The sequence below is a fragment of the Microbacterium sp. XT11 genome (assembly GCF_001513675.1).
In the GTDB taxonomy this organism is placed as follows: domain Bacteria; phylum Actinomycetota; class Actinomycetes; order Actinomycetales; family Microbacteriaceae; genus Microbacterium.
Genome location: NZ_CP013859.1, coordinates 1,583,908 through 1,601,123, shown reverse-complemented (window position 1 = coordinate 1,601,123; position 17,216 = coordinate 1,583,908). Strand labels below are relative to the sequence as shown.

Annotated in this window: 22 protein-coding genes; 7 read left to right on the top strand and 15 right to left on the bottom strand. The window is 68.9% G+C overall.

Going from position 1 to position 17,216, the window contains the following annotated elements:
• The 3 genes from AB663_RS07455 to AB663_RS07445 all read right to left on the bottom strand — a co-directional run bounded on the left by AB663_RS07455 (nucleotide 1) and on the right by AB663_RS07445 (nucleotide 1,979).
• On the bottom strand, nucleotides 1–777 hold the full coding sequence (locus AB663_RS07455) for a cytochrome c biogenesis CcdA family protein (protein WP_067197474.1): 777 nt from the start codon (nucleotides 775–777) through the stop codon (nucleotides 1–3).
• Between the two features lie 16 nt (nucleotides 778–793).
• Nucleotides 794–1,444, bottom strand: coding sequence for a TlpA family protein disulfide reductase (locus tag AB663_RS07450; protein ID WP_083511161.1), 651 nt, complete (start codon nucleotides 1,442–1,444; stop codon nucleotides 794–796).
• A 130-nt stretch (nucleotides 1,445–1,574) separates the two neighbouring features.
• Nucleotides 1,575–1,979, bottom strand: coding sequence for a MerR family transcriptional regulator (locus AB663_RS07445; protein WP_067197471.1), 405 nt, complete (start codon nucleotides 1,977–1,979; stop codon nucleotides 1,575–1,577).
• Between the two features lie 56 nt (nucleotides 1,980–2,035).
• Between AB663_RS07445 and AB663_RS07440 the strand changes: the two genes are divergently transcribed.
• Nucleotides 2,036–2,941 carry an NAD(P)/FAD-dependent oxidoreductase gene (locus tag AB663_RS07440; protein ID WP_067197468.1) on the top strand — a complete coding sequence of 302 codons (906 nt, stop codon included), beginning with the start codon at nucleotides 2,036–2,038 and terminating at the stop codon, nucleotides 2,939–2,941.
• Nucleotides 2,942–3,025: 84 nt separating this feature from the next.
• Here the strand turns inward: AB663_RS07440 and AB663_RS07435 are convergent, their stop codons facing one another.
• Nucleotides 3,026–3,649, bottom strand: a complete 624-nt coding sequence (locus tag AB663_RS07435) for a histidine phosphatase family protein (RefSeq protein WP_067197465.1) — start codon at nucleotides 3,647–3,649, stop codon at nucleotides 3,026–3,028.
• A gap of 134 nt (nucleotides 3,650–3,783) precedes the next feature.
• Between AB663_RS07435 and aspS the strand changes: the two genes are divergently transcribed.
• Nucleotides 3,784–5,565 carry an aspartate--tRNA ligase gene (gene aspS / locus AB663_RS07430; protein WP_067197462.1) on the top strand — a complete coding sequence of 594 codons (1,782 nt, stop codon included), beginning with the start codon at nucleotides 3,784–3,786 and terminating at the stop codon, nucleotides 5,563–5,565.
• Between the two features lie 120 nt (nucleotides 5,566–5,685).
• Here the strand turns inward: aspS and AB663_RS07425 are convergent, their stop codons facing one another.
• Nucleotides 5,686–6,507 carry a sulfite exporter TauE/SafE family protein gene (locus tag AB663_RS07425; protein WP_067197460.1) on the bottom strand — a complete coding sequence of 274 codons (822 nt, stop codon included), beginning with the start codon at nucleotides 6,505–6,507 and terminating at the stop codon, nucleotides 5,686–5,688.
• Nucleotides 6,508–6,668: 161 nt separating this feature from the next.
• Between AB663_RS07425 and AB663_RS07420 the strand changes: the two genes are divergently transcribed.
• The 5 genes from AB663_RS07420 to AB663_RS16890 all read left to right on the top strand — a co-directional run bounded on the left by AB663_RS07420 (nucleotide 6,669) and on the right by AB663_RS16890 (nucleotide 10,904).
• Entirely contained in the window at nucleotides 6,669–7,808 is a 1,140-nt protein-coding gene (locus tag AB663_RS07420; RefSeq protein WP_067197456.1) for an ABC transporter substrate-binding protein, read from the top strand.
• On the top strand, nucleotides 7,805–8,740 hold the full coding sequence (locus AB663_RS07415; RefSeq protein WP_067197453.1) for an ABC transporter permease: 936 nt from the start codon (nucleotides 7,805–7,807) through the stop codon (nucleotides 8,738–8,740). The genes AB663_RS07420 and AB663_RS07415 overlap by 4 nt, the downstream gene beginning before the upstream one ends.
• Complete coding sequence (locus AB663_RS07410) at nucleotides 8,737–9,531, top strand: ABC transporter permease (protein ID WP_067197450.1); 795 nt, start codon at nucleotides 8,737–8,739, stop codon at nucleotides 9,529–9,531. The genes AB663_RS07415 and AB663_RS07410 overlap by 4 nt, the downstream gene beginning before the upstream one ends.
• Nucleotides 9,528–10,640, top strand: coding sequence for an ABC transporter ATP-binding protein (locus AB663_RS07405; protein ID WP_083511160.1), 1,113 nt, complete (start codon nucleotides 9,528–9,530; stop codon nucleotides 10,638–10,640). Before AB663_RS07410 ends, AB663_RS07405 begins: the two co-directional genes overlap by 4 nt.
• An 87-nt stretch (nucleotides 10,641–10,727) precedes the next feature.
• Complete coding sequence (locus AB663_RS16890) at nucleotides 10,728–10,904, top strand: YegP family protein (protein WP_083511159.1); 177 nt, start codon at nucleotides 10,728–10,730, stop codon at nucleotides 10,902–10,904.
• A gap of 101 nt (nucleotides 10,905–11,005) precedes the next feature.
• Here AB663_RS16890 and AB663_RS17550 read toward each other — a convergent pair whose 3' ends face one another.
• The 10 genes from AB663_RS17550 to AB663_RS07360 form a co-directional block, all read right to left on the bottom strand.
• Nucleotides 11,006–11,971, bottom strand: a complete 966-nt coding sequence (locus AB663_RS17550; RefSeq protein ID WP_232304663.1) for a hypothetical protein — start codon at nucleotides 11,969–11,971, stop codon at nucleotides 11,006–11,008.
• Between the two features lie 200 nt (nucleotides 11,972–12,171).
• Nucleotides 12,172–12,927 (bottom strand): amino acid ABC transporter ATP-binding protein, encoded by a 756-nt coding sequence (locus tag AB663_RS07395; protein ID WP_067197448.1) that lies wholly within the window; start codon nucleotides 12,925–12,927, stop codon nucleotides 12,172–12,174.
• Nucleotides 12,924–13,721 (bottom strand): amino acid ABC transporter permease, encoded by a 798-nt coding sequence (locus tag AB663_RS07390; protein WP_067197445.1) that lies wholly within the window; start codon nucleotides 13,719–13,721, stop codon nucleotides 12,924–12,926. Before AB663_RS07390 ends, AB663_RS07395 begins: the two co-directional genes overlap by 4 nt.
• 34 nt (nucleotides 13,722–13,755) lie before the next feature.
• Complete coding sequence (locus AB663_RS07385; protein ID WP_067197442.1) at nucleotides 13,756–14,574, bottom strand: transporter substrate-binding domain-containing protein; 819 nt, start codon at nucleotides 14,572–14,574, stop codon at nucleotides 13,756–13,758.
• Between the two features lie 152 nt (nucleotides 14,575–14,726).
• Complete coding sequence (locus tag AB663_RS07380) at nucleotides 14,727–15,029, bottom strand: Dabb family protein (RefSeq protein WP_067197438.1); 303 nt, start codon at nucleotides 15,027–15,029, stop codon at nucleotides 14,727–14,729.
• Nucleotides 15,026–15,322, bottom strand: a complete 297-nt coding sequence (locus AB663_RS07375) for a glutaredoxin family protein (RefSeq protein WP_067197435.1) — start codon at nucleotides 15,320–15,322, stop codon at nucleotides 15,026–15,028. The genes AB663_RS07380 and AB663_RS07375 overlap by 4 nt, the downstream gene beginning before the upstream one ends.
• On the bottom strand, nucleotides 15,319–15,621 hold the full coding sequence (locus AB663_RS07370; RefSeq protein WP_067197432.1) for a rhodanese-like domain-containing protein: 303 nt from the start codon (nucleotides 15,619–15,621) through the stop codon (nucleotides 15,319–15,321). Before AB663_RS07370 ends, AB663_RS07375 begins: the two co-directional genes overlap by 4 nt.
• Nucleotides 15,622–15,703: 82 nt before the next feature.
• Nucleotides 15,704–15,802, bottom strand: a complete 99-nt coding sequence (locus tag AB663_RS16885; protein ID WP_003792170.1) for a 30S ribosomal protein bS22 — start codon at nucleotides 15,800–15,802, stop codon at nucleotides 15,704–15,706.
• 99 nt (nucleotides 15,803–15,901) lie between these two features.
• Entirely contained in the window at nucleotides 15,902–16,093 is a 192-nt protein-coding gene (locus AB663_RS07365; RefSeq protein WP_067197429.1) for a helix-turn-helix domain-containing protein, read from the bottom strand.
• A 101-nt stretch (nucleotides 16,094–16,194) separates the two neighbouring features.
• On the bottom strand, nucleotides 16,195–17,127 hold the full coding sequence (locus AB663_RS07360; protein WP_067197426.1) for a TetR/AcrR family transcriptional regulator: 933 nt from the start codon (nucleotides 17,125–17,127) through the stop codon (nucleotides 16,195–16,197).
• Nucleotides 17,128–17,216 lie beyond the last annotated feature (89 nt).

Below are 17,216 nucleotides of genomic sequence, written 5' to 3'. Positions count from 1 at the left end.
TCAGAGTGGGAGGAGGACACTGTTCATCACCGCCGTCAGTCGAGACATGATGTCTGTCCACAGACCCGTCACCATGAGCAGCCCCAGCACGATCAGCAGCCCCCCGCCGATGATGTTGACGACCCGGATGTGACGGCGCAGGAAGCCGATCGCCCGCGCGGCCCAGCCGAACCCGAGCGCGACGAGCAGGAACGGGATGCCGAGGCCGAGCGAGTACGCCAGGCCGAGGAACCCGGCGCGCACCGGATCGCCCGCGTTGAACGACAGCGCGAAGATCGCCGTGAGGGTCGGGCCGAGGCATGGCGCCCATCCGATGCCGAGGGCGACGCCGAGCAGCGGTGCCCCGATGACCCCGTACTTCGCGTCGACGTGGAACCGCAGCTCGCGCTGCGCGAAGCCGAAGAAGCCGAGGAACACGAGGCCCATGAGCACGATCACGGCGCCCAGGACGCGCGTGATGAGGTCGCCCCAGCGGATGAGGAACACGTTCGCCGCACCGCCGAGAGCCGTGATGGCGACGAACACCACGCTGAATCCCAGGATGAACAGCAGCACCCCGAGCACGAGACGTCCGCGCCCCGGGGCGGTCGGCACGGTCCCTGCTGACGGCGCGGCCGCGACTGACGGCCGCGGCGACACGGCGCCGCCGAGGAACCCGAGGTAGCCGGGGACGAGCGGGAGCACGCACGGCGAGAGGAAGGAGATCAGCCCGGCGAGCATCGCGACCGGGATCGCCAGCCACAGCGCTCCCGAGTTGATGATGGCTTCGGGGCTCATGAGGCACCCGCGGGGCTCACGAGTCCTCCGCCAGCGCGTCCTTGACGAGCGTCGAGAGGATCGACGGACCGTCGATCGGACCGATGATGCGGGCGGCGACCCTGCCCTGCTTGTCGAGCACGAGCGTGGTCGGCGTCGCCTGGATCGGAACGGCCGCGGCGAACGCGAGCTTGGCCTCCGCCGTGTCGACGTCGATGAGGCTCGGGTACGTGACGCCGTACTCCTGCGAGAAGGCCTTCGCGGTGTCGGGCTGGTCGCGGGTGTTGACGCCGATGAACGACACCCCCTGGCCCTCGAACTTCTGCCAGACCTCTTCGAGCGCCCCCGCCTCCACGCGGCACGGGGCGCAGCCGGCGTACCAGAAGTTGACGACCGCGACCTGTCCGGCGATGTCGTCGCTGTCGAACGCGTCTCCGGATTCGGTGACGCCGCCGAATTCGACGGGCTCGCCGCGCTCGGCGACCGGGATCTCGGTGATCGCGCCGTCGGCGGCGACGTAGCCGGTGTTCTCCCCGCTGAGGAACGACTCGCTCACCGGGTCGGGGGCGCAGGCGCTCAGACCGACGGCGAACACCGCAGCGAGCGCGACTCCGACCGCACCGCGACGGAGGCGGATGCAGGAGCGGCGGCCGCTGCGGATCGGACGAACCGTCGAGGCGAGTGGCACGCCTTCCAGCTTACGCAGGGGTTCCTATGCGTGGGCCGGGCGTCTCCCACGCTTTCGAGTCGCATGATTCGCCCTGTTTTCGGCCTTTTCGGGGCAATTCGTGCGACTCGAACGACGTCGGGGAGGCTCCTCAGAACCGGGCGAGCACGTCGGCCACCCCGGCGCGGAACCTCGGACACGTGGCGATGTCGTGCGACCGGCACCTCATGGCGTGCTCCGTCATCGCTCGTGAGCGCCTCATCTCGTCCATGCGCCGGTCGAGCTCGTCGAGATGCGCCTGCAAGACCTGGTGGCGCCCCGCGCTTCCGTCGTCGAGCAGCACGCCGATCTGCTCGAGGCTCATGCCCGCGGCCTTGCTGCGCTGGATCACCGCGATGCGCACGATGTCGTCTTCGCCGTATCGGCGCCTCCCCGCGGCATCCCGTGCGGGCCGCAGCAGGCCGACGGATTCCCAGTGCCGCAGCACGTTGGTCGGCAGGTCGAATCGGGCGGCGACGTCGCCGACGGACCACGGATGCTGGTCGCTTGACTTCATGTCGACATGAAGTCACAGACTGAGCACGAACGCAACCCATCGACGGAAGGACGCACATGCACGACGTCATCATCATCGGCGGAGGACCCGCAGGATTACAGGCCGCCCTGACCCTCGGCCGTATGCACCGCTCGGCGCTGCTGCTCGACTCCGGCGAGTACCGCAACGGCACCGTGCTGCACATGCACAACGTGATCGCCAACGACGGCACACCGCCCTCGGTGTTCCGCGAGACCGCCAGGGCTCAGCTCTCGGAGTACGCCGGCATCGAGGTCCGGTCGCTCGCCGCCGAGCACGTCTCTGCGGAGGCGGAGGGGCAGTTCGCAGTGCGCCTCGCCGACGGCACGACCGCCATCGCCAGACGCCTCATCCTCGCCACCGGGATGGCCGACGACCTCCCCGACGTGCCGGGACTGGGCGCCCTGTGGGGTGTGAAGGCCTTCAGCTGCCCGTTCTGCGACGGTCACGAGCACGCAGACAAGCCCATCGCCGTGCTGGGCGCGGCCGAGCGGGCCGGTCATCTTCTCGGCCTGCTCGGGCGCATCGCCTCGTCGATCACCGCTTTCCCGATCGGCACGACGTACACCGACGACGAGCGGCGAGCACTCGAGGTCGCGGGCGCGCGCGTCAGCGACAGTCCCGTCCGCGAGGTGGCTGACGCGGCATCCGGAGGCGTGTCGGTCGTGACGGACGACGGCACGTCCGAGGTCGCCGGCGTCTTCGTGGCCTCGGGGACCCTGCGCCAGCGAGCCCCGTTCGCCGAGCAGCTCGGACTGCGGATGCTGCCGTCGGGGGCCGTGGAGATCGACGACTTCGGCCGCACCTCGGTGCTGGGGGTCTCGGCGGCGGGCGACCTCGCGCATCGCGCTGCCCTGCCGGGACCGATGGCGTCGGTGATCGCGGCGGCCGCAGCCGGTCAACTCGCGGCCGTCGGCATGGTGCAGTCGCTCATGGGCAGCTGACGCCCGCAACTTCGAGTCGCATGATTTGCCCCGATTCCGGCCCGGAGAGGGCAATTCATGCGACTCGAAACCCCGACAGGCCCGTCAGACCGCGCCGAGGTCGATGCCGCCCGCAGCCGGCTCGGCGTAGTCGACCTCGCGCCACACGTCACCCACGCGCTCGAACGATGTCACGCTCGACAGCGCGCAGCGCCGGGAGCGCGGATCGTGACGCAGCGGGAGTCCGGCGACCCGCAGGTGCGTGATCCAGATGGGCGCCTGGTGCGACACGATCACGGCGTCGCCGTCGGGGGCGTCGTCCCACGCCTCGTCCATCGCGCTCAGCATCCGCTCGGCGATCGACGCGTACGCCTCACCCCAGCTCGGCACGGAGGGCTGGCGCAGGTGCCACCAGTTCAGCGGGTTCATGAGCGAGCGCCGCATGCGCGTCCCCTCGAACACGTTGGTGGGCTCGATCACGCGCTCGTCGATCTCCGGGGTCAGCCCGAACCTCTCCGCGAACGGCGCCGCGGACTCCTGTGTGCGCTCGAGCGGCGAGCAGCGCAGCGACGTGACCGGACGGCCGAGCGCGGCGACGTGCTCGGCAGCGGCCGACGCCATCCGACGCCCCGCCTCGCTGAGGTGATAGTGCGGAAGGCGTCCGTAGAGCACGCGGTCGGGGTTGTGCACCTCGCCGTGACGCACGAGATGCAATCGGGATGCCGGCATCCTCTGGCCCCTTTCGTCCCCCGCGATCCTACTGACCTCGCGCCGACGGAGACGATCTCGCGCCGACGGAGACGCTCCTGCCGCCACCGTAGAATGGGCGGAACCGTCATTTCTCAGATCAGGAGGAATCCTCCGTGCTGCGCACACACTCCGCCGGCTCCCTGCGAGCCGAGCACATCGGTCAGACCGTCACCCTCACGGGCTGGGTCGATCGTCGTCGCGATCACGGAGGCGTGGCGTTCATCGATCTGCGCGACGAGTCGGGCATCGCCCAGGTCGTCATCCGCGACGAAGAGGTGGCCCACCCGCTGCGCAACGAGTTCGTCCTCAAGGTCACCGGTGAGGTGTCGCGCCGCCCCGATGGCAACGAGAACCCGAACCTGCCGACCGGGGAGATCGAGCTCATCGCGACCGACGTCGTGGTGCTCAACGAGTCAGCGCCGCTGCCGTTCCAGGTCTCGACAGCGCTGGCCGACACCGAGAACGTCGGCGAGGAGGTGCGGCTCAAGTACCGTTACCTCGACCTGCGCCGTCCGGCCGCGGCATCCGCTCTCCGTCTGCGCTCCGACGTGTACAAGGCCATCCGCGACGTGCTGCACGACGACGGCTTCACCGAGGTCGAGACGCCGACGCTCACGCGTTCGACGCCCGAGGGCGCCCGCGACTTCGTCGTGCCCGCTCGCCTGCACCCCGGCAGCTGGTACGCCCTCCCGCAGTCGCCGCAGCTGTTCAAGCAGCTGCTCATGGTCGGCGGCATCGAGAAGTACTTCCAGATCGCGCGGTGCTACCGCGACGAGGACTTCCGCGCCGACCGCCAGCCCGAGTTCACGCAGCTCGACATCGAGATGAGCTTCGTCGACCAGGAGGACGTCATCGCCCTCATGGAGCGCCTCATCGTCGCGATGTGGAAGACCATCGGCGTCGAGGTGCAGACCCCGCTGCCGCGCATCACCTACGCCGACGCCATGGCGAAATACGGCTCCGACAAGCCCGACCTGCGTTTCGGGCTCGAGCTCGTCGACGCGACGGAGTACTTCGCGAACACGCCGTTCCGAGTGTTCCAGTCCGAGTACGTCGGTGCGGTGCGGATGCCGGGCGGCGCTTCGCAGCCGCGCAAGCAGCTCGACGCGTGGCAGGACTGGGCCAAGCAGCGCGGGGCCCGCGGACTGGCGTACGTGCTGTTCAACGAGGACGGGTCGCTCGGCGGACCCGCCGCGAAGAACCTGTCCGAGACCGAGCAGGCCGGCCTCGCGGAGTTCGTCGGCGCTGAGCCGGGCGACTGCGTGTTCTTCGCCGCCGGATCCGCGAAGGAGAGCCGAGCGCTCCTCGGCGCCGCGCGCGTGGAGATCGGCCGCCGCCTCGGCTACCTGAACCCGGACGAGTTCGCGTTCACGTGGGTCGTCGACGCTCCGATGTTCGAGCCCGCAGCGGATGCCGTGGCGTCGGGCGACGTGGCCGTGGGAGCAGGCGCATGGACGGCCGTGCACCACGCGTTCACCGGCCCCAAGCCGGAGTTCGAGGACACGTTCGACACCGACCCCGGCTCGGCTCTCGCCTACGCGTACGACATCGTGTGCAACGGCTCGGAGCTCGGCGGCGGCTCGATCCGCATCCACCGCGAGGACATCCAGAAGCGCGTGTTCGAGGTCATGGGCATCAGCGACGAGGTCGCGCAGGAGCAGTTCGGCTTCCTGCTCGACGCGTTCAAGTTCGGCGCACCGCCGCACGGCGGCATCGCCCTCGGCATGGACCGGGTGCTGCAGCACCTGTCGAAGACCGAGTCGATCCGCGATGTCATCGCCTTCCCGAAGTCGGGCAACGGCTTCGATCCGCTGACCTCCGCGCCCGCGCCGATCACGGCCGAGCAGCGCAAGGAGGCCGGAGTGGATGCCGTGCCGGACTCCGCCGAGGTCTGACCCGTCTCTCTCCTCTCGCCGAGACCTGCGGGTATACCCGCAGGTCTCGGCGACAGGTGGGGGTCTCGACGTCGCAGGGCGGGAGCCGGCATCCGGAGCCGGCAAGCGGAGGGGCAGACCTCAGGCGGCGAGTGCAGGCGCGATGTTCTCGTTCCACACGTCGACGCCGAGCTTCGCGATCAGCGCGATGACGACGACGAGGAAGACGATCCGGATGAATCGGGCGCCGCGCGAGACAGCCATGCGCGATCCCAGGTAGCTCCCTGCGACATTGGCGACGGCGAGGATGCCGCCCAGCAGCCACAGCACCGACCCGTGCGGGATGAAGAGCAGGAGGGCTCCGGCGTTGGTGGCGAAGTTGACGATCTTGGCCTTCGCGCTCGCCTGCAGGAAGTCGTAGCCGAGCAGGGCGACGAGGGCGATCACGAGGAAGGTGCCCGTGCCCGGTCCGATCATGCCGTCGTAGAAGCCGATGCCGAGCCCCGCCGCACCGGCCATGATGTGGTGCTTGTGACCGCTGAAGCGCAGTCGGGTTGCGGCGCCGAGCTGCGGACGGAACGCCGTGAACAGCGCCACGGCGAGCAGCGCGACGACGATGATCGGCTTGAACGCGGCCGACGGGAGCACGGTCGCGACCGCCGCTCCGCCGAATGATCCGGCGAGCGCGATCGCCGCCATCGGGATGGCCGTGCGGATGTCGGGCTTCGCTCGACGGTAATAGGTGACGCTGCTCGTCGCGGTGCCGAACACCGACGCGAGCTTGTTGGTGGCCAGCGCCTGCACCGGAGCTATCCCGGGGATGAGCAGCAGCGCCGGCAGCTGCAGCAGTCCGCCGCCGCCGACGACCGCGTCGATCCAGCCGGCGCCGAAGGCGGCCACCACCACGAGGATCAGCACTCCCCATGTCAGATGCTCGAGACCGAGGAGTGCGCCGATATCCATCCCTCCAGGATGTCAGACGGATGCCGCGGCACCCGTCTGCCGACGCGCAACCGCTCCGTCACCGCTCGTTCACCGCCACCGGGTCGCCGCGTAACCCACGCCGCGTAGCGTCCGATCGCAACCCGACCCGGCTGACCCGGCCGGACACCGAGAGGACCCCCATGGCACACTTCCCCCGCCGCGCCCGCTTCGGCGCCGGCATCGCCCTCGCCGCCACCGCCGCGTTCGCCCTCACTGGCTGCGCATCCGACGGAGACGCCTCCGCCGCCGCAGGCGGCGACGTCGATGCGGCATCCGCAACCTCCGTCGCCGACTTCGGCACGTTCGCCGACCTCGAGGCTGCGGCCAAGGCGGAGGGCGCGCTGAACGTCATCGCCCTGCCGCGTGACTGGGCCAACTACGGCGAGATCCTCGACCTCTTCGCCGAGAAGTACCCGGAGATCACGATCAACGAGGCATCGCCCGACGTCTCCAGCGCCGAGGAGATCCAGGCAGCGAAGACGAACGAGGGGCTGGACACCGCGCCCGACGTCTTCGACCTGGGGCTGACCGTCGCTCTGCAGAACACCGACGTCTTCGCTCCGTACAAGGTGCAGACGTGGGACGAGATCCCTGACGCCCTCAAGGAGCCCAGCGGGCTCTTCGTCGGCGACTACGGCGGGTACATGTCGATCGGCTACGACTCGTCGAAGTTCCCCGAGCCGACCTCCCTCGACGACCTTCTGGGCGCCGACTACAAGGGCGCCGTGGCGATCAACGGCGACCCCACGCAGGCCGGCGCGGCTTTCGCGGCCGTCGGCCTCGCCACCGTGCAGTCCGGTGGCACGCTCGACGACTTCCAGCCGGGCATCGACTTCTTCGCCGAGCTGCAGAAGGCGGGAAACCTGCTCAAGGTCGATGTGACGACGGCCACCGTCGCGAGCGGCGAGACCCCGGTCGTCTTCGACTGGGACTACCTGAACGCGGCCCACCAGAAGGACAACAAGGACTGGAAGGTCGTCGTCCTCGACGGCACCGGGTACGCCGGGTACTACAACCAGGCCATCAACAAGGACGCTCCGCACCCGGCAGCGGCTCGCCTGTGGCAGGAATTCCTCTACAGCGACGAGGTGCAGAACCTGTGGCTCAAGGGCGGCGCCCGCCCCGCGCGCATGGAGGCCATGACGGATGCCGGCACCATCGACGCCGAGCTCGCCGCAGCGCTCCCGGAGGTCCCGTCCGAGACGGTCGTCCCGACGGAGCAGCAGAGCGCCGACGCCGGCAAGCTCCTCGGCGAGAAGTGGGCAGCGGCAGTCCAGTGACCGCTGTCGTGACGACGGGGGTGGATGCCGCGGCATCCGCCCCCACCCCCTCCGGGCTCGCGCCGGCCGTGCAGCCCCGGCGTGCGACCCCGTCGACCGCGTGGCTGGGGCTCGTGCCGTTCGCCGCGTATGTGGTGCTCTTCCTGGCGGTGCCGACCGTGCTCGCCATCGGCTCCGGCTTCGTCACGAAGGACGGCGCCTTCACCTGGACCAACCTCGGAGCTCTCGGCGCCCCGGTGGTCCTTGCGACGTTCGCGAACTCCGCTGGGCTGTCGCTGCTCACCGCGCTCGTCGGCGCCGCGGTCGGCGCTCTCGTCTGCTACGCGCTGCTCGGCCTGAACCCCGACGGGGTCGTGCGCAGCATGGTCGACGCCGCGGCCGGCGTACTGGCACAGTTCGGCGGCGTCACGCTCGCCTTCGCGTTCATCGCGACGATCGGCATCCAGGGCGTGCTCACGGTCTTCCTGCGCGACTCGTGGGGCGTGAACATCTACGAGGACGGCACGTGGCTCTACGAGCTCCCCGGCCTCGTGCTGCCGTACATCTACTTCCAGGTGCCGCTCATGGTGATCACCTTCATGCCGGCCCTGGCAGCGCTCAAGCCGCAGTGGGCCGAGGCGAACCTCACGCTCGGCGGCACGCGCGCGAGCTTCTGGCTCCGAGTGGGGATCCCCGTGCTGGCTCCGTCGTTCCTCGCGAGCGTGCTGCTGCTGTTCGCGAACGCGTTCTCGTCGTACGCCACGGCGGCCGCGCTCGCCAGCCAGGGTTCGCAGATCGTGCCGCTGCAGATCCGCGCTGCGCTCACCAGCGAGACCGTGCTCGGTCGTGAGAACCTCGCCGGCGCCCTGGCGCTCGGGATGGTCGTCGTCGTCGGGATCGTCATGGCGCTGTACTCCCTGGTGCAGCGACGCGCAGCGAGGTGGCAGGCATGAACCGTCTCGGCCCGTCGCGCGTGACCCGCTGGGTGATCGCCCTCGTCGTCGGCGCGTTCTTCGCCGTCCCGCTCGTCTCGACCTTGCTCTTCACGCTCCGCGACCCCGAGGGCGGCGTGTCGTTATCGCGCTGGGCCGCGTTGTTCGACCCGGCCCACTCCGCCGCGATCCGGCCCATCTGGGTGGGGCTCGGCAACTCGCTGATCCTCGCCGTCGTCACCGTCGCGATCGTCCTGCTGCTCCTGGCGCCCACGATGATCCTGGTGAACCTGCGGTTCCCCGCGCTGAAGCCCGCCTTCGAGTTCACGGTGCTGCTGCCGATCTCGATCCCGGCGATCGTGCTCGTCGTCGGCCTCGCCCCCATCTATCTGCAGATCGGCCGCACTCTCGGCACGGGCACGTGGACGCTGGCGTTCGCGTACGGCATCACGGTGCTCCCGTTCGCGTACCGGTCGATCCAGGCTGCGATCGACGCCGCCGACCTCCGCACGCTCTCCGAGGCCGCCCGATCGCTGGGAGCCGGCTGGCCCACCGTTGTGCTGCGCGTGCTCGCACCGAACCTGCGGCAGGGCCTGCTCGCGGCATCCCTCCTGTCGATCGCCGTCGTCCTCGGGGAGTTCACGATCGCGTCGCTGCTGAACCGCCAGGTCTTCCAGACGGCGATGGTGGTCGTGCAGAAGCAGGACCCGTACGCACCGGCGATCTTCACGCTCCTGGCACTCCTGTTCGTGTTCGTCCTGCTCCTGCTCATCGGCCGCGTGGCACGCGGAACCGGAAAGCCCCGTCCATGAGTCGCACAGAGCGACCGAAGGGAATCGACGTGACCCTCCCCCGCACCGCTGACAACATGCTTCTCGCCGACGCCGGCGAGGGCACCCGTGTGCAGCTCCAGTCGATCGTGAAGGCCTACGGCTCGCACACCGTGCTCCACTGCGTCGATCTCGACATCGCACCGGGAGAGTTCGTCTCGCTGCTCGGTCCCTCCGGATGCGGCAAGACGACGCTGCTGCGCGTGCTCGCCGGGCTGGAAGGGGCCGACGCGGGGACCGTGCTCCTGGGCGGTGCGGACGTGTCGCGCGTGCCGACGAACAAGCGCGACATCGGCATGGTGTTCCAGTCGTACTCGCTCTTCCCGCATCTGCGCGTCGTCGACAACACCGCCTTCGGCCTGCGGCGCCGCCGGGTCGGCAAGGCGGATGCCGCGGCCCGAGCGCTCGACGCCCTCGCGCTCGTCGGCCTCGCGGACTTCGCCGACCGGTTCCCGCACCAGCTGTCCGGCGGACAGCAGCAGCGCGTGGCGCTGGCGCGAGCGCTCGTCACCGAGCCGAAGGTGCTGCTGCTCGACGAACCGCTTTCTGCTCTCGACGCCAAGGTGCGGGTGCAGCTGCGCGATGAGATCCGCCGCATCCAGCTGCGGCTGGGCATCACCACCGTGTTCGTCACGCACGACCAGGAGGAGGCCCTTGCCGTCTCGGACCGAATCGCCGTGATGAACGCCGGCGCCATCGAGCAGATCGGCACGCCCGAGCAGCTCTATCGCACGCCGTCGACGGCGGACGTGGCGGCATTCATGGGGCTGTCGAGCGTGGTCTCGGGGGTCGCGGACGGCGATCACGTCATGGTCTGGGGTCAGCGCCTGCCGCTGCAGTCCCCAGCCGACGGCCCCGTCGACGTCTACCTGCGCCCGGAGAACGTGTTCTTCGCAACGGAATCCGAGGCCGCCACCGACGCGCTGGTCGAGGAGAGCACCTTCCTCGGCAGCATGCGGCGCACGCTCGTCCGAACGGAGTCGGGTGAGCTCGTGCGCGTGCAGCACGGTCCCGGCATCCGTCCGTCGTTCGGGGACCGTGTGCGGATCGCTGTCGCCCCTGAGCCCGTGGCCGTGCATCCGCGCGGCTGAAATTCCGGTCTTCCGTCATGACGGAGCCGGCGCTACCGTGATGCCGAGGGGCGTCGCGCCCTCGGTCCAGAAGAGAAAGGACGCCTCATGGCAGGCAAGTGGGAGCTCTACACCGACTCGTCCGGCGGATACCGTTTCCGCCTCAAGGCAGGAAACGGGGAGATCATCGCGCTGTCGAGCGAGAGCTACACGTCGAAGTCGGGTGCGCTGAACGGCATCGACTCGGTGCGCCGCAACGCCGACGCTGAGATCGTCGAGGGCTGAGGCACGGGGAGGCCGCACCGTCCGAGGATGCGTGCGCGGCGCGAACCCCGGCGCCATGGACGAAGGGGGCCGTCAGCGTCTGACGGCCCCCTTCGCGCTGTTCAGATCGAGATCTGAGCAGCCACCGCGGCGAGCTTGTGCCTTGCCAGTGCGAGATTCGACTTCGCACGGTCGAGCACCAGATAGATGAAGAGATTGTCGAGGCCGTTTCCCCTCAGCACGTTGATGAGGTGGTACTGCTCATCGAGGGTGATGAGGATGTCATCGATCCGACCGCCGAGTCCGAGTTCCTTCATGGTCTGGAGCTTGGCGCGCACGACGTTCGCGTTCCCCGCCGCAGCGACGCCGAGATCGAACCCGGGCTGCCCGCCCTGGCCGAGCGCCATGCCCGACGCCGAGTCGACGATCGCCGCGCCTGTCGCGCCATCGATCGACAGAAGTTCCTGTACGGACTGTTCCAGATTTGCCATTCTTGCTCTCTCTTGTTCGGTTGCCGTGAGGCTGAGCGACGACGTTCGCTCGGGTTCCGGAGTATCCGGAAGACTACGAGGGCGCGACGCGCCGGTCGCCGTCGCGCGGAAGGGCACGGCGTGCCGCGGCTCTCCGACGTCGGGGAGCAGCGAGGGCAGGCCGGTGCTCACGTCTTCCAGGGCGACGTGAGCGGTCGCGCGGACGGACGCGTCGGTGCGGGCGGGCGCCGGGCCGGTCGGCATCGCAACGGTCGGCACCGGGTCAGTCGGCACCGGGCCGGTCGACACCGGACCGGTCGGCACCGCAACGGTCGGCACCGCAACGCTCGGCACCGCAACGCTCGGCACCGCAACGCTCGGCACCGCAGCGGTCGGCGCGGCAACGGCCGGCACCGGGCCGCCGTCGGCACGGGATGCATGCGCGTGCCGGTCGGAGCGCGGCATCGGCTGCGCAGCAGACGGAACCCCGGCACTCGGTGAGAAGAGCGCTTCGAACGGGCCCCATGCGTCATCCGTGCCCTTGGCTGCGTCGGGCATCGACGCGTTCGCGTCGGACTGCTCGTCCGTTCCCCGGCGACGACGGCTGAAAAGTGCCACCCCGCATCCCCCTTGCCCAGCGTTCGACCGCATCTCGCCCGACAACGGGGTCGACGAGTGCAGCCCCCCAGATGTCGATCACTCGCTGGATCGACCACCGGCCACCCCAGCGACCGGTGCCGCCAGCTTACGTGAGGGGAAAGGGCGCGGAGCAGGAAAAGCCCTGTTCCCTACCGGTATAAGGGAATACGATCTGAGCGCTAGAGCACGCGGGAGAGGAAGTCCTTCGTGCGCTGGTGCTTCGGGTTGGCGAGCACCTCACGCGGGTCGCCCTCCTCGAGGATGTGCCCGCCGTCCATGAAGATGAGGCGTGACCCGACCTCGCGCGCGAAGCCCATCTCATGCGTCACGACGAGCATCGTCATGCCCTCGTCGGCGAGGGAGCGCATGACCTGGAGCACCTCGCCCACGAGCTCGGGGTCGAGAGCCGAGGTCGGCTCGTCGAACAGCATCATGTCGGGATTCATGCACAGCGCCCTGGCGATCGCCACGCGCTGCTGCTGGCCTCCGGACAGCTGCGCGGGGAAAGCATCCGCCTTATGCCCCATCCCGACGCGGCCCAGCATCTCGTGCGCGACCCGCTCCGATTCCTCCTTCGAGCGCTTCTTCACACGCCGCTGCGCGATCGTGAGGTTGTCGAGCACGCTCATGTGCGGGAAGAGGTTGAAGCTCTGGAAAACCATGCCGATGCGGGTGCGCACACGGTCGATGTCGATGTCGGGGTCGGTGATGTCGATGCCCTCGATGAGCACCTTGCCGGCGGTCGGCTCCTCCAGGAGGTTCACCGACCGCAGCAGCGTCGACTTGCCCGACCCGGACGGCCCGATCACGCACACCACCTCGCCGGCCGTCACGGTGAGGTCGATGCCCTTGAGCACCTCGTTGTCGCCGTAGGTCTTGACGAGCCCCTGCACGTCGATCGCGGGGGCCTGGACGTCGATCAGATCCGTGCTCATCGCTGCTTCGCCATCCGTCGCTCGAGGTACGCGGTGAACCGCGTCAAGGGGATCGTGACGATCAGGTACAGGATCGCCGCCATCACGAGGGGTGTCGCGTTCTGGTTCTGCGTCGTCGCGTCCTTGGCGAAGTTGGTGAGCTCCTTCGACCAGATGAACGTGCCTGCGACGAACAGCAGCGAGGTGTCCTTGAGCAGCAGCACGAATTCGTTCGTCAGCGGCGGGATGATGATGCGGAAACCCTGCGGGACCACGATCCAGAAGGTCGTCTTCATCGGAGACATGCCGAGGGAACGGGCCGCCTCGGTCTGCCCCTTCGGCACGGCCTGGAGGCCGGCGCGAATCGTCTCGGCCATGTAGGCGGACGCCACGAGGATCAAGCCGATGAGACCGAGCACGACCGGCCCGCCGAGCTTCTGGCCGGGGATCTTCGTCGCGATCGGCAGCACCTGCGAGATCGCGAAGATCGTCATGATCGCCGGGAGTCCGCGGAAGAGCTCGATCCACGCCGTCGCGATCCACCGGAACGGGCCGATGCTCGACATCTTCAGCAGCGCGAGGATGACCCCGAGGAGCAATCCGCCGATGAACGCGACCGCGGTGAACCACAGGGTGTTGACGAGTGCGGTCGTGATGATCCCCGGGAACATCTTCGCCGCGACCACCGGGTCGAAGAACATCTTGCCGATCTCGGCCCAGTCGGTCCTCAGCACACCCCAGATGACCAGGATGATGAGCACCGCGTAGACGGAGTACCGATACAGCTTCTGCTTCTGAGTGCGCCTCAACGCCATCGTGGGGGCCCTCCCGATTCGCCTGCTCGCCGCCTTACTTCGCGGCGAAGTAGGTGTCGTAGATCGTCTGGTAGTCGCCGCTGTCGCGCAGCTCGCCGAGCGCGTCGTTGACCGCCTTCAGCAGGGCGTCCTTCTCGCCCTTCGCGAAGGCGAAGCCGTAGGACTCGTCGGTCTTGTAGGTCTCGACGATCTTGTACGCCTTGTCGGCCTTCTCGTGCTCGAGGTTGACGGGCTGGTCCTGCAGGATCGCGTCGATCTGCCCGGCTTGGATGGCGGGCCACAGCTCGCCGTCGGACGGGTACTGCACGAGGACCGCTCCGGGAGCGTTCTCGGTCGCGTAAGCCTCGCCCGTGGTGCCCTGCTGCACGCCGACGTTCTTGCCGTCGAGGTCCTTGATGCTCTCGATGCCGGAGTCGGTGCGCACGAGCAGCGACTGCAGCGAGTCGTAGTAGGGGTCGGAGAAGTCGATGTTGGCCTTGCGCTCTTCGGTGATCGTCATGGCCGATGCGCCGACATCGCACGTGCCGTTGGCGAGCGTGGTGCCCGACTGCAGCGCTTCGAAGCCCACGTCCTGCACCGAGAGCTTGAGGTCGAGCTTCTTCGCGATCGCTCCGAGCAGATCGATGTCGAAACCGGTGTAACCCGTGCCGTTGTCTCCGCCCTCCATCTCGAACGGCGGGTACGGGACGTCGGAGCAGACCGTGAGCGTTCCCGGCTGCACGAGGCCGTACTCGTCGCCGGCACCGGAACCCGACCCGCCCCCGTCGCCCGAACCACCGGTCGCGCACCCTGCGAGAGCGAGGGTGGCGGTCGCGGCGAGTGCGATCCCGGCGATGATGGTGCGGCGCTGCATATCTGCTCCTGTGTGACGAGGGCTGTGTGCCCGGGACGGGTAGGACATCATCTAAACACGCTCGCAGGCGACGCCCCCACCGGCAACCGCGTTCTGACGGTTACATTTGTGTTTCAAGTGCTCCGATGCGCGCCCTGCGAGTGCGGCCGGGCTCAGAGCTCGAAGTCGACGGCCACGCGCGAGGCCACCACCGACCGCACGTACGCGACGACCTCCTCGTGCGCCGGATGCACCTGGTAGCGCTCCAGGTCGGCGATCGAGTCGAAGTCCGCGACGAGCGTGACGTCCCAGTTGGCGTCGGGGTACGCCGTGTTCGCCCCCGCGGAGATCGCGCGCAGCTCAGGGACGACGCCGTCGAGGGCGAGCAGACGACGAGCGACCTCCGCCGCCTGCTCGGCACGCACAGCCGGGTCTTCGGCGGCGAGCTTCCAGCTCACCACATGGCGGATGGTCATCGGGACACCTCCTGGTCGGCGGACGCGTCGCTCCGCAGCGCATCCTCGAGGGCGTGGCGCAGCCGCTCGGGCGACACACGCCAGTGCGCGTGGAACTCGCCGTCGATGAGCACGACGGGGATCTTCTCCCACCACATCTCGTACAGCGCGGGGTCGTCCTGGATGGATGCCTCGACGATCTCGATCTGCTCGGCCGCGGCATCGGGCAGCTCGGCGACGACGGCGTCGATCACATCGGACGCGACGTCGCACAGATGGCAGTCGGGCTTGCCGATGAGCGTGAGCGTGGTCACGCCGACGGCACCTCGACCTCGTGGCCGGCCGAGATCCAGGCGGCCGTCCCGCCCTCGACGTTCGTGGCGTCGTAGCCGCGGGCCTCGAGGGCCTCGACCACGCGCGCCGACCGCCCGCCCATCTGGCAGATCACGTCGAAGGCCTCACCGGGAAGCTCCTCGAGCCGGTCGCCGAGCTGCGACATGGGGATGTTCACGGCGCCGGGCACGTGACCCGCCGCGAACTCGTCCGGTTCGCGCACGTCGATGAGCGGGGTGTTCTCCCGCGCGGCGAGCTCGCTGACGGTGATCGTCTTCACGGCATCCTCCTGAGGCGTGATTCTGGACGGGGGCAGAGACACAAAGCGCCCGTCCGAAGACAGGCGCTCGGTGTCTGGCCGCTTACTTCTTGTTGCGGCGCTGGTGGCGAGTCTTGCGAAGCAGCTTGCGGTGCTTCTTCTTCGCCATGCGCTTGCGGCGCTTCTTGATGACAGAACCCACGGAAACCTCACTACGTCAGGGGCTGGGCGTCGCACAAAAGGACACCCGGGTACGGGCACGGAAAAATGCCTCGGATCATCTTAGCAAACGACGCGAGCGCTAACCGACGTCGGCGATCGGCCGCTGTAACGCCTCGGCCACGGCCGACTCGGGCACGCGGAAGCTGCGCCCGAACCGGATCGCGGGCAGCTCGCCCGCGTGCACGAGGCGATACACGGTCATCTTCGACACACGCATGAGCTCGGCGACCTCTGCCACGGTCAGGAACCGGACGTCAGGAACTTCGGGCATCCCACGTACCCCTTTCTCGATGTGCACACTCTATGTGCTTGCTGGGACGCATGTAAACCCGGGTGACAGATGTGAACTGCGCCCGCGGGAGCCGACAGACCTCAGGCCTGCCGCTTCGCCCGCGCCATACGCTCCGCGGCATCCTTGAGCGCTTGGCGTTCCACCTTCCTGGCGGCGTGCAGCGCCTTCTCGGCCTCGCGCACCGCCTTCTGCGCCTCGCGCACGCGCCGGTCGCCGGCGAGCTCGACCGGATCGACCGCGAGCCAGGTGTGCGGCAGGGCGCGGGGCTCGCCGCGGTCGAGCGCGTCGATGTATGCCGACACCCCGTCGAGCGTGCGTTCGACGGCGAAGCGGAACGGATCGGCGGCCGAGGTGAAGACGCCGTCGTCGATCGCCCGGCGCAGGGCCGGGAACTCGGTCGCATCGATGACCCGATCGAAGAGCTCGGCCTCGTTCTGGGAGACCTCCGCCGCCGACCGTCCCGTGCGGCGCGACTCCTCGGCGTACCCCGCCTGCACGATGCCGCACCAGCGCGCGTGGCCCGTCATCGCCAGCGCCACGGCCAGCCGCTCGTCGGCGTCGAGCGGGGTCTCCTCGAGCGCAGTGAGGCCGGCCTCCATCCACGCCGAGCTGTTCGGCGTGATCGGCGAGCCGGCGATGGGCAGCGACAGCATCCAGGGATGACGCAGGTAGCACAGCACCTGCGCTTCGAAGAGGGCGCGGAGCTTGTCGCGCCAGCCGTCGAGCTCACGGTGGCTCTCCGGGGGAAGCCCCGTGGCCTGTTCCTGCATCAGCAGAAGCAGGTCGTCCTTGGCGCTGACGTAGCGGTAGAGCGACATGGGGGTGAACCCCAGCTTCGCGGCGACCGCGGCCATGGACACGGCGCCGATGCCGTCGGCATCCGCCAGCTCCACCGCGGCGTCGACGATCCGCTCCACGCTCATCTCGCGCTTGGGTCCGCGCTGGGGATTGGCGGCGACGCCCCAGGCGAGGGCGATGCCGCGAGGAAGCTCGGTCGCCTCGGTCTCGCTCATGGAACCATCCTACTTCTGTTTATCTTCTAAACAGTGTGTTACTGTCATACACAGTTGCGTTGTTCATACACAGTTTCAGTCGTACACAG

Bases quoted from the DNA above. Each gene is read 5' to 3' on its own strand.
- AB663_RS07395 (WP_067197448.1), bottom strand. From the start codon at position 12,927: ATGAGCACGGATCTGATCGACGTCCAGGCCCCCGCGATCGACGTGCAG.
- AB663_RS16890 (WP_083511159.1), top strand. From the start codon at position 10,728: ATGGCAGGCAAGTGGGAGCTCTACACCGACTCGTCCGGCGGATACCGT.
- AB663_RS07385 (WP_067197442.1), bottom strand. From the start codon at position 14,574: ATGCAGCGCCGCACCATCATCGCCGGGATCGCACTCGCCGCGACCGCC.
- AB663_RS07410 (WP_067197450.1), top strand. From the start codon at position 8,737: ATGAACCGTCTCGGCCCGTCGCGCGTGACCCGCTGGGTGATCGCCCTC.
- AB663_RS07360 (WP_067197426.1), bottom strand. From the start codon at position 17,127: ATGAGCGAGACCGAGGCGACCGAGCTTCCTCGCGGCATCGCCCTCGCC.
- AB663_RS07390 (WP_067197445.1), bottom strand. From the start codon at position 13,721: ATGGCGTTGAGGCGCACTCAGAAGCAGAAGCTGTATCGGTACTCCGTC.
- AB663_RS07435 (WP_067197465.1), bottom strand. From the start codon at position 3,649: ATGCCGGCATCCCGATTGCATCTCGTGCGTCACGGCGAGGTGCACAAC.
- AB663_RS07405 (WP_083511160.1), top strand. From the start codon at position 9,528: ATGAGTCGCACAGAGCGACCGAAGGGAATCGACGTGACCCTCCCCCGC.
- AB663_RS07455 (WP_067197474.1), bottom strand. From the start codon at position 777: ATGAGCCCCGAAGCCATCATCAACTCGGGAGCGCTGTGGCTGGCGATC.
- AB663_RS07425 (WP_067197460.1), bottom strand. From the start codon at position 6,507: ATGGATATCGGCGCACTCCTCGGTCTCGAGCATCTGACATGGGGAGTG.
- AB663_RS07420 (WP_067197456.1), top strand. From the start codon at position 6,669: ATGGCACACTTCCCCCGCCGCGCCCGCTTCGGCGCCGGCATCGCCCTC.
- AB663_RS07440 (WP_067197468.1), top strand. From the start codon at position 2,036: ATGCACGACGTCATCATCATCGGCGGAGGACCCGCAGGATTACAGGCC.
- AB663_RS07380 (WP_067197438.1), bottom strand. From the start codon at position 15,029: ATGACCATCCGCCATGTGGTGAGCTGGAAGCTCGCCGCCGAAGACCCG.
- AB663_RS07365 (WP_067197429.1), bottom strand. From the start codon at position 16,093: ATGCCCGAAGTTCCTGACGTCCGGTTCCTGACCGTGGCAGAGGTCGCC.
- AB663_RS07445 (WP_067197471.1), bottom strand. From the start codon at position 1,979: ATGAAGTCAAGCGACCAGCATCCGTGGTCCGTCGGCGACGTCGCCGCC.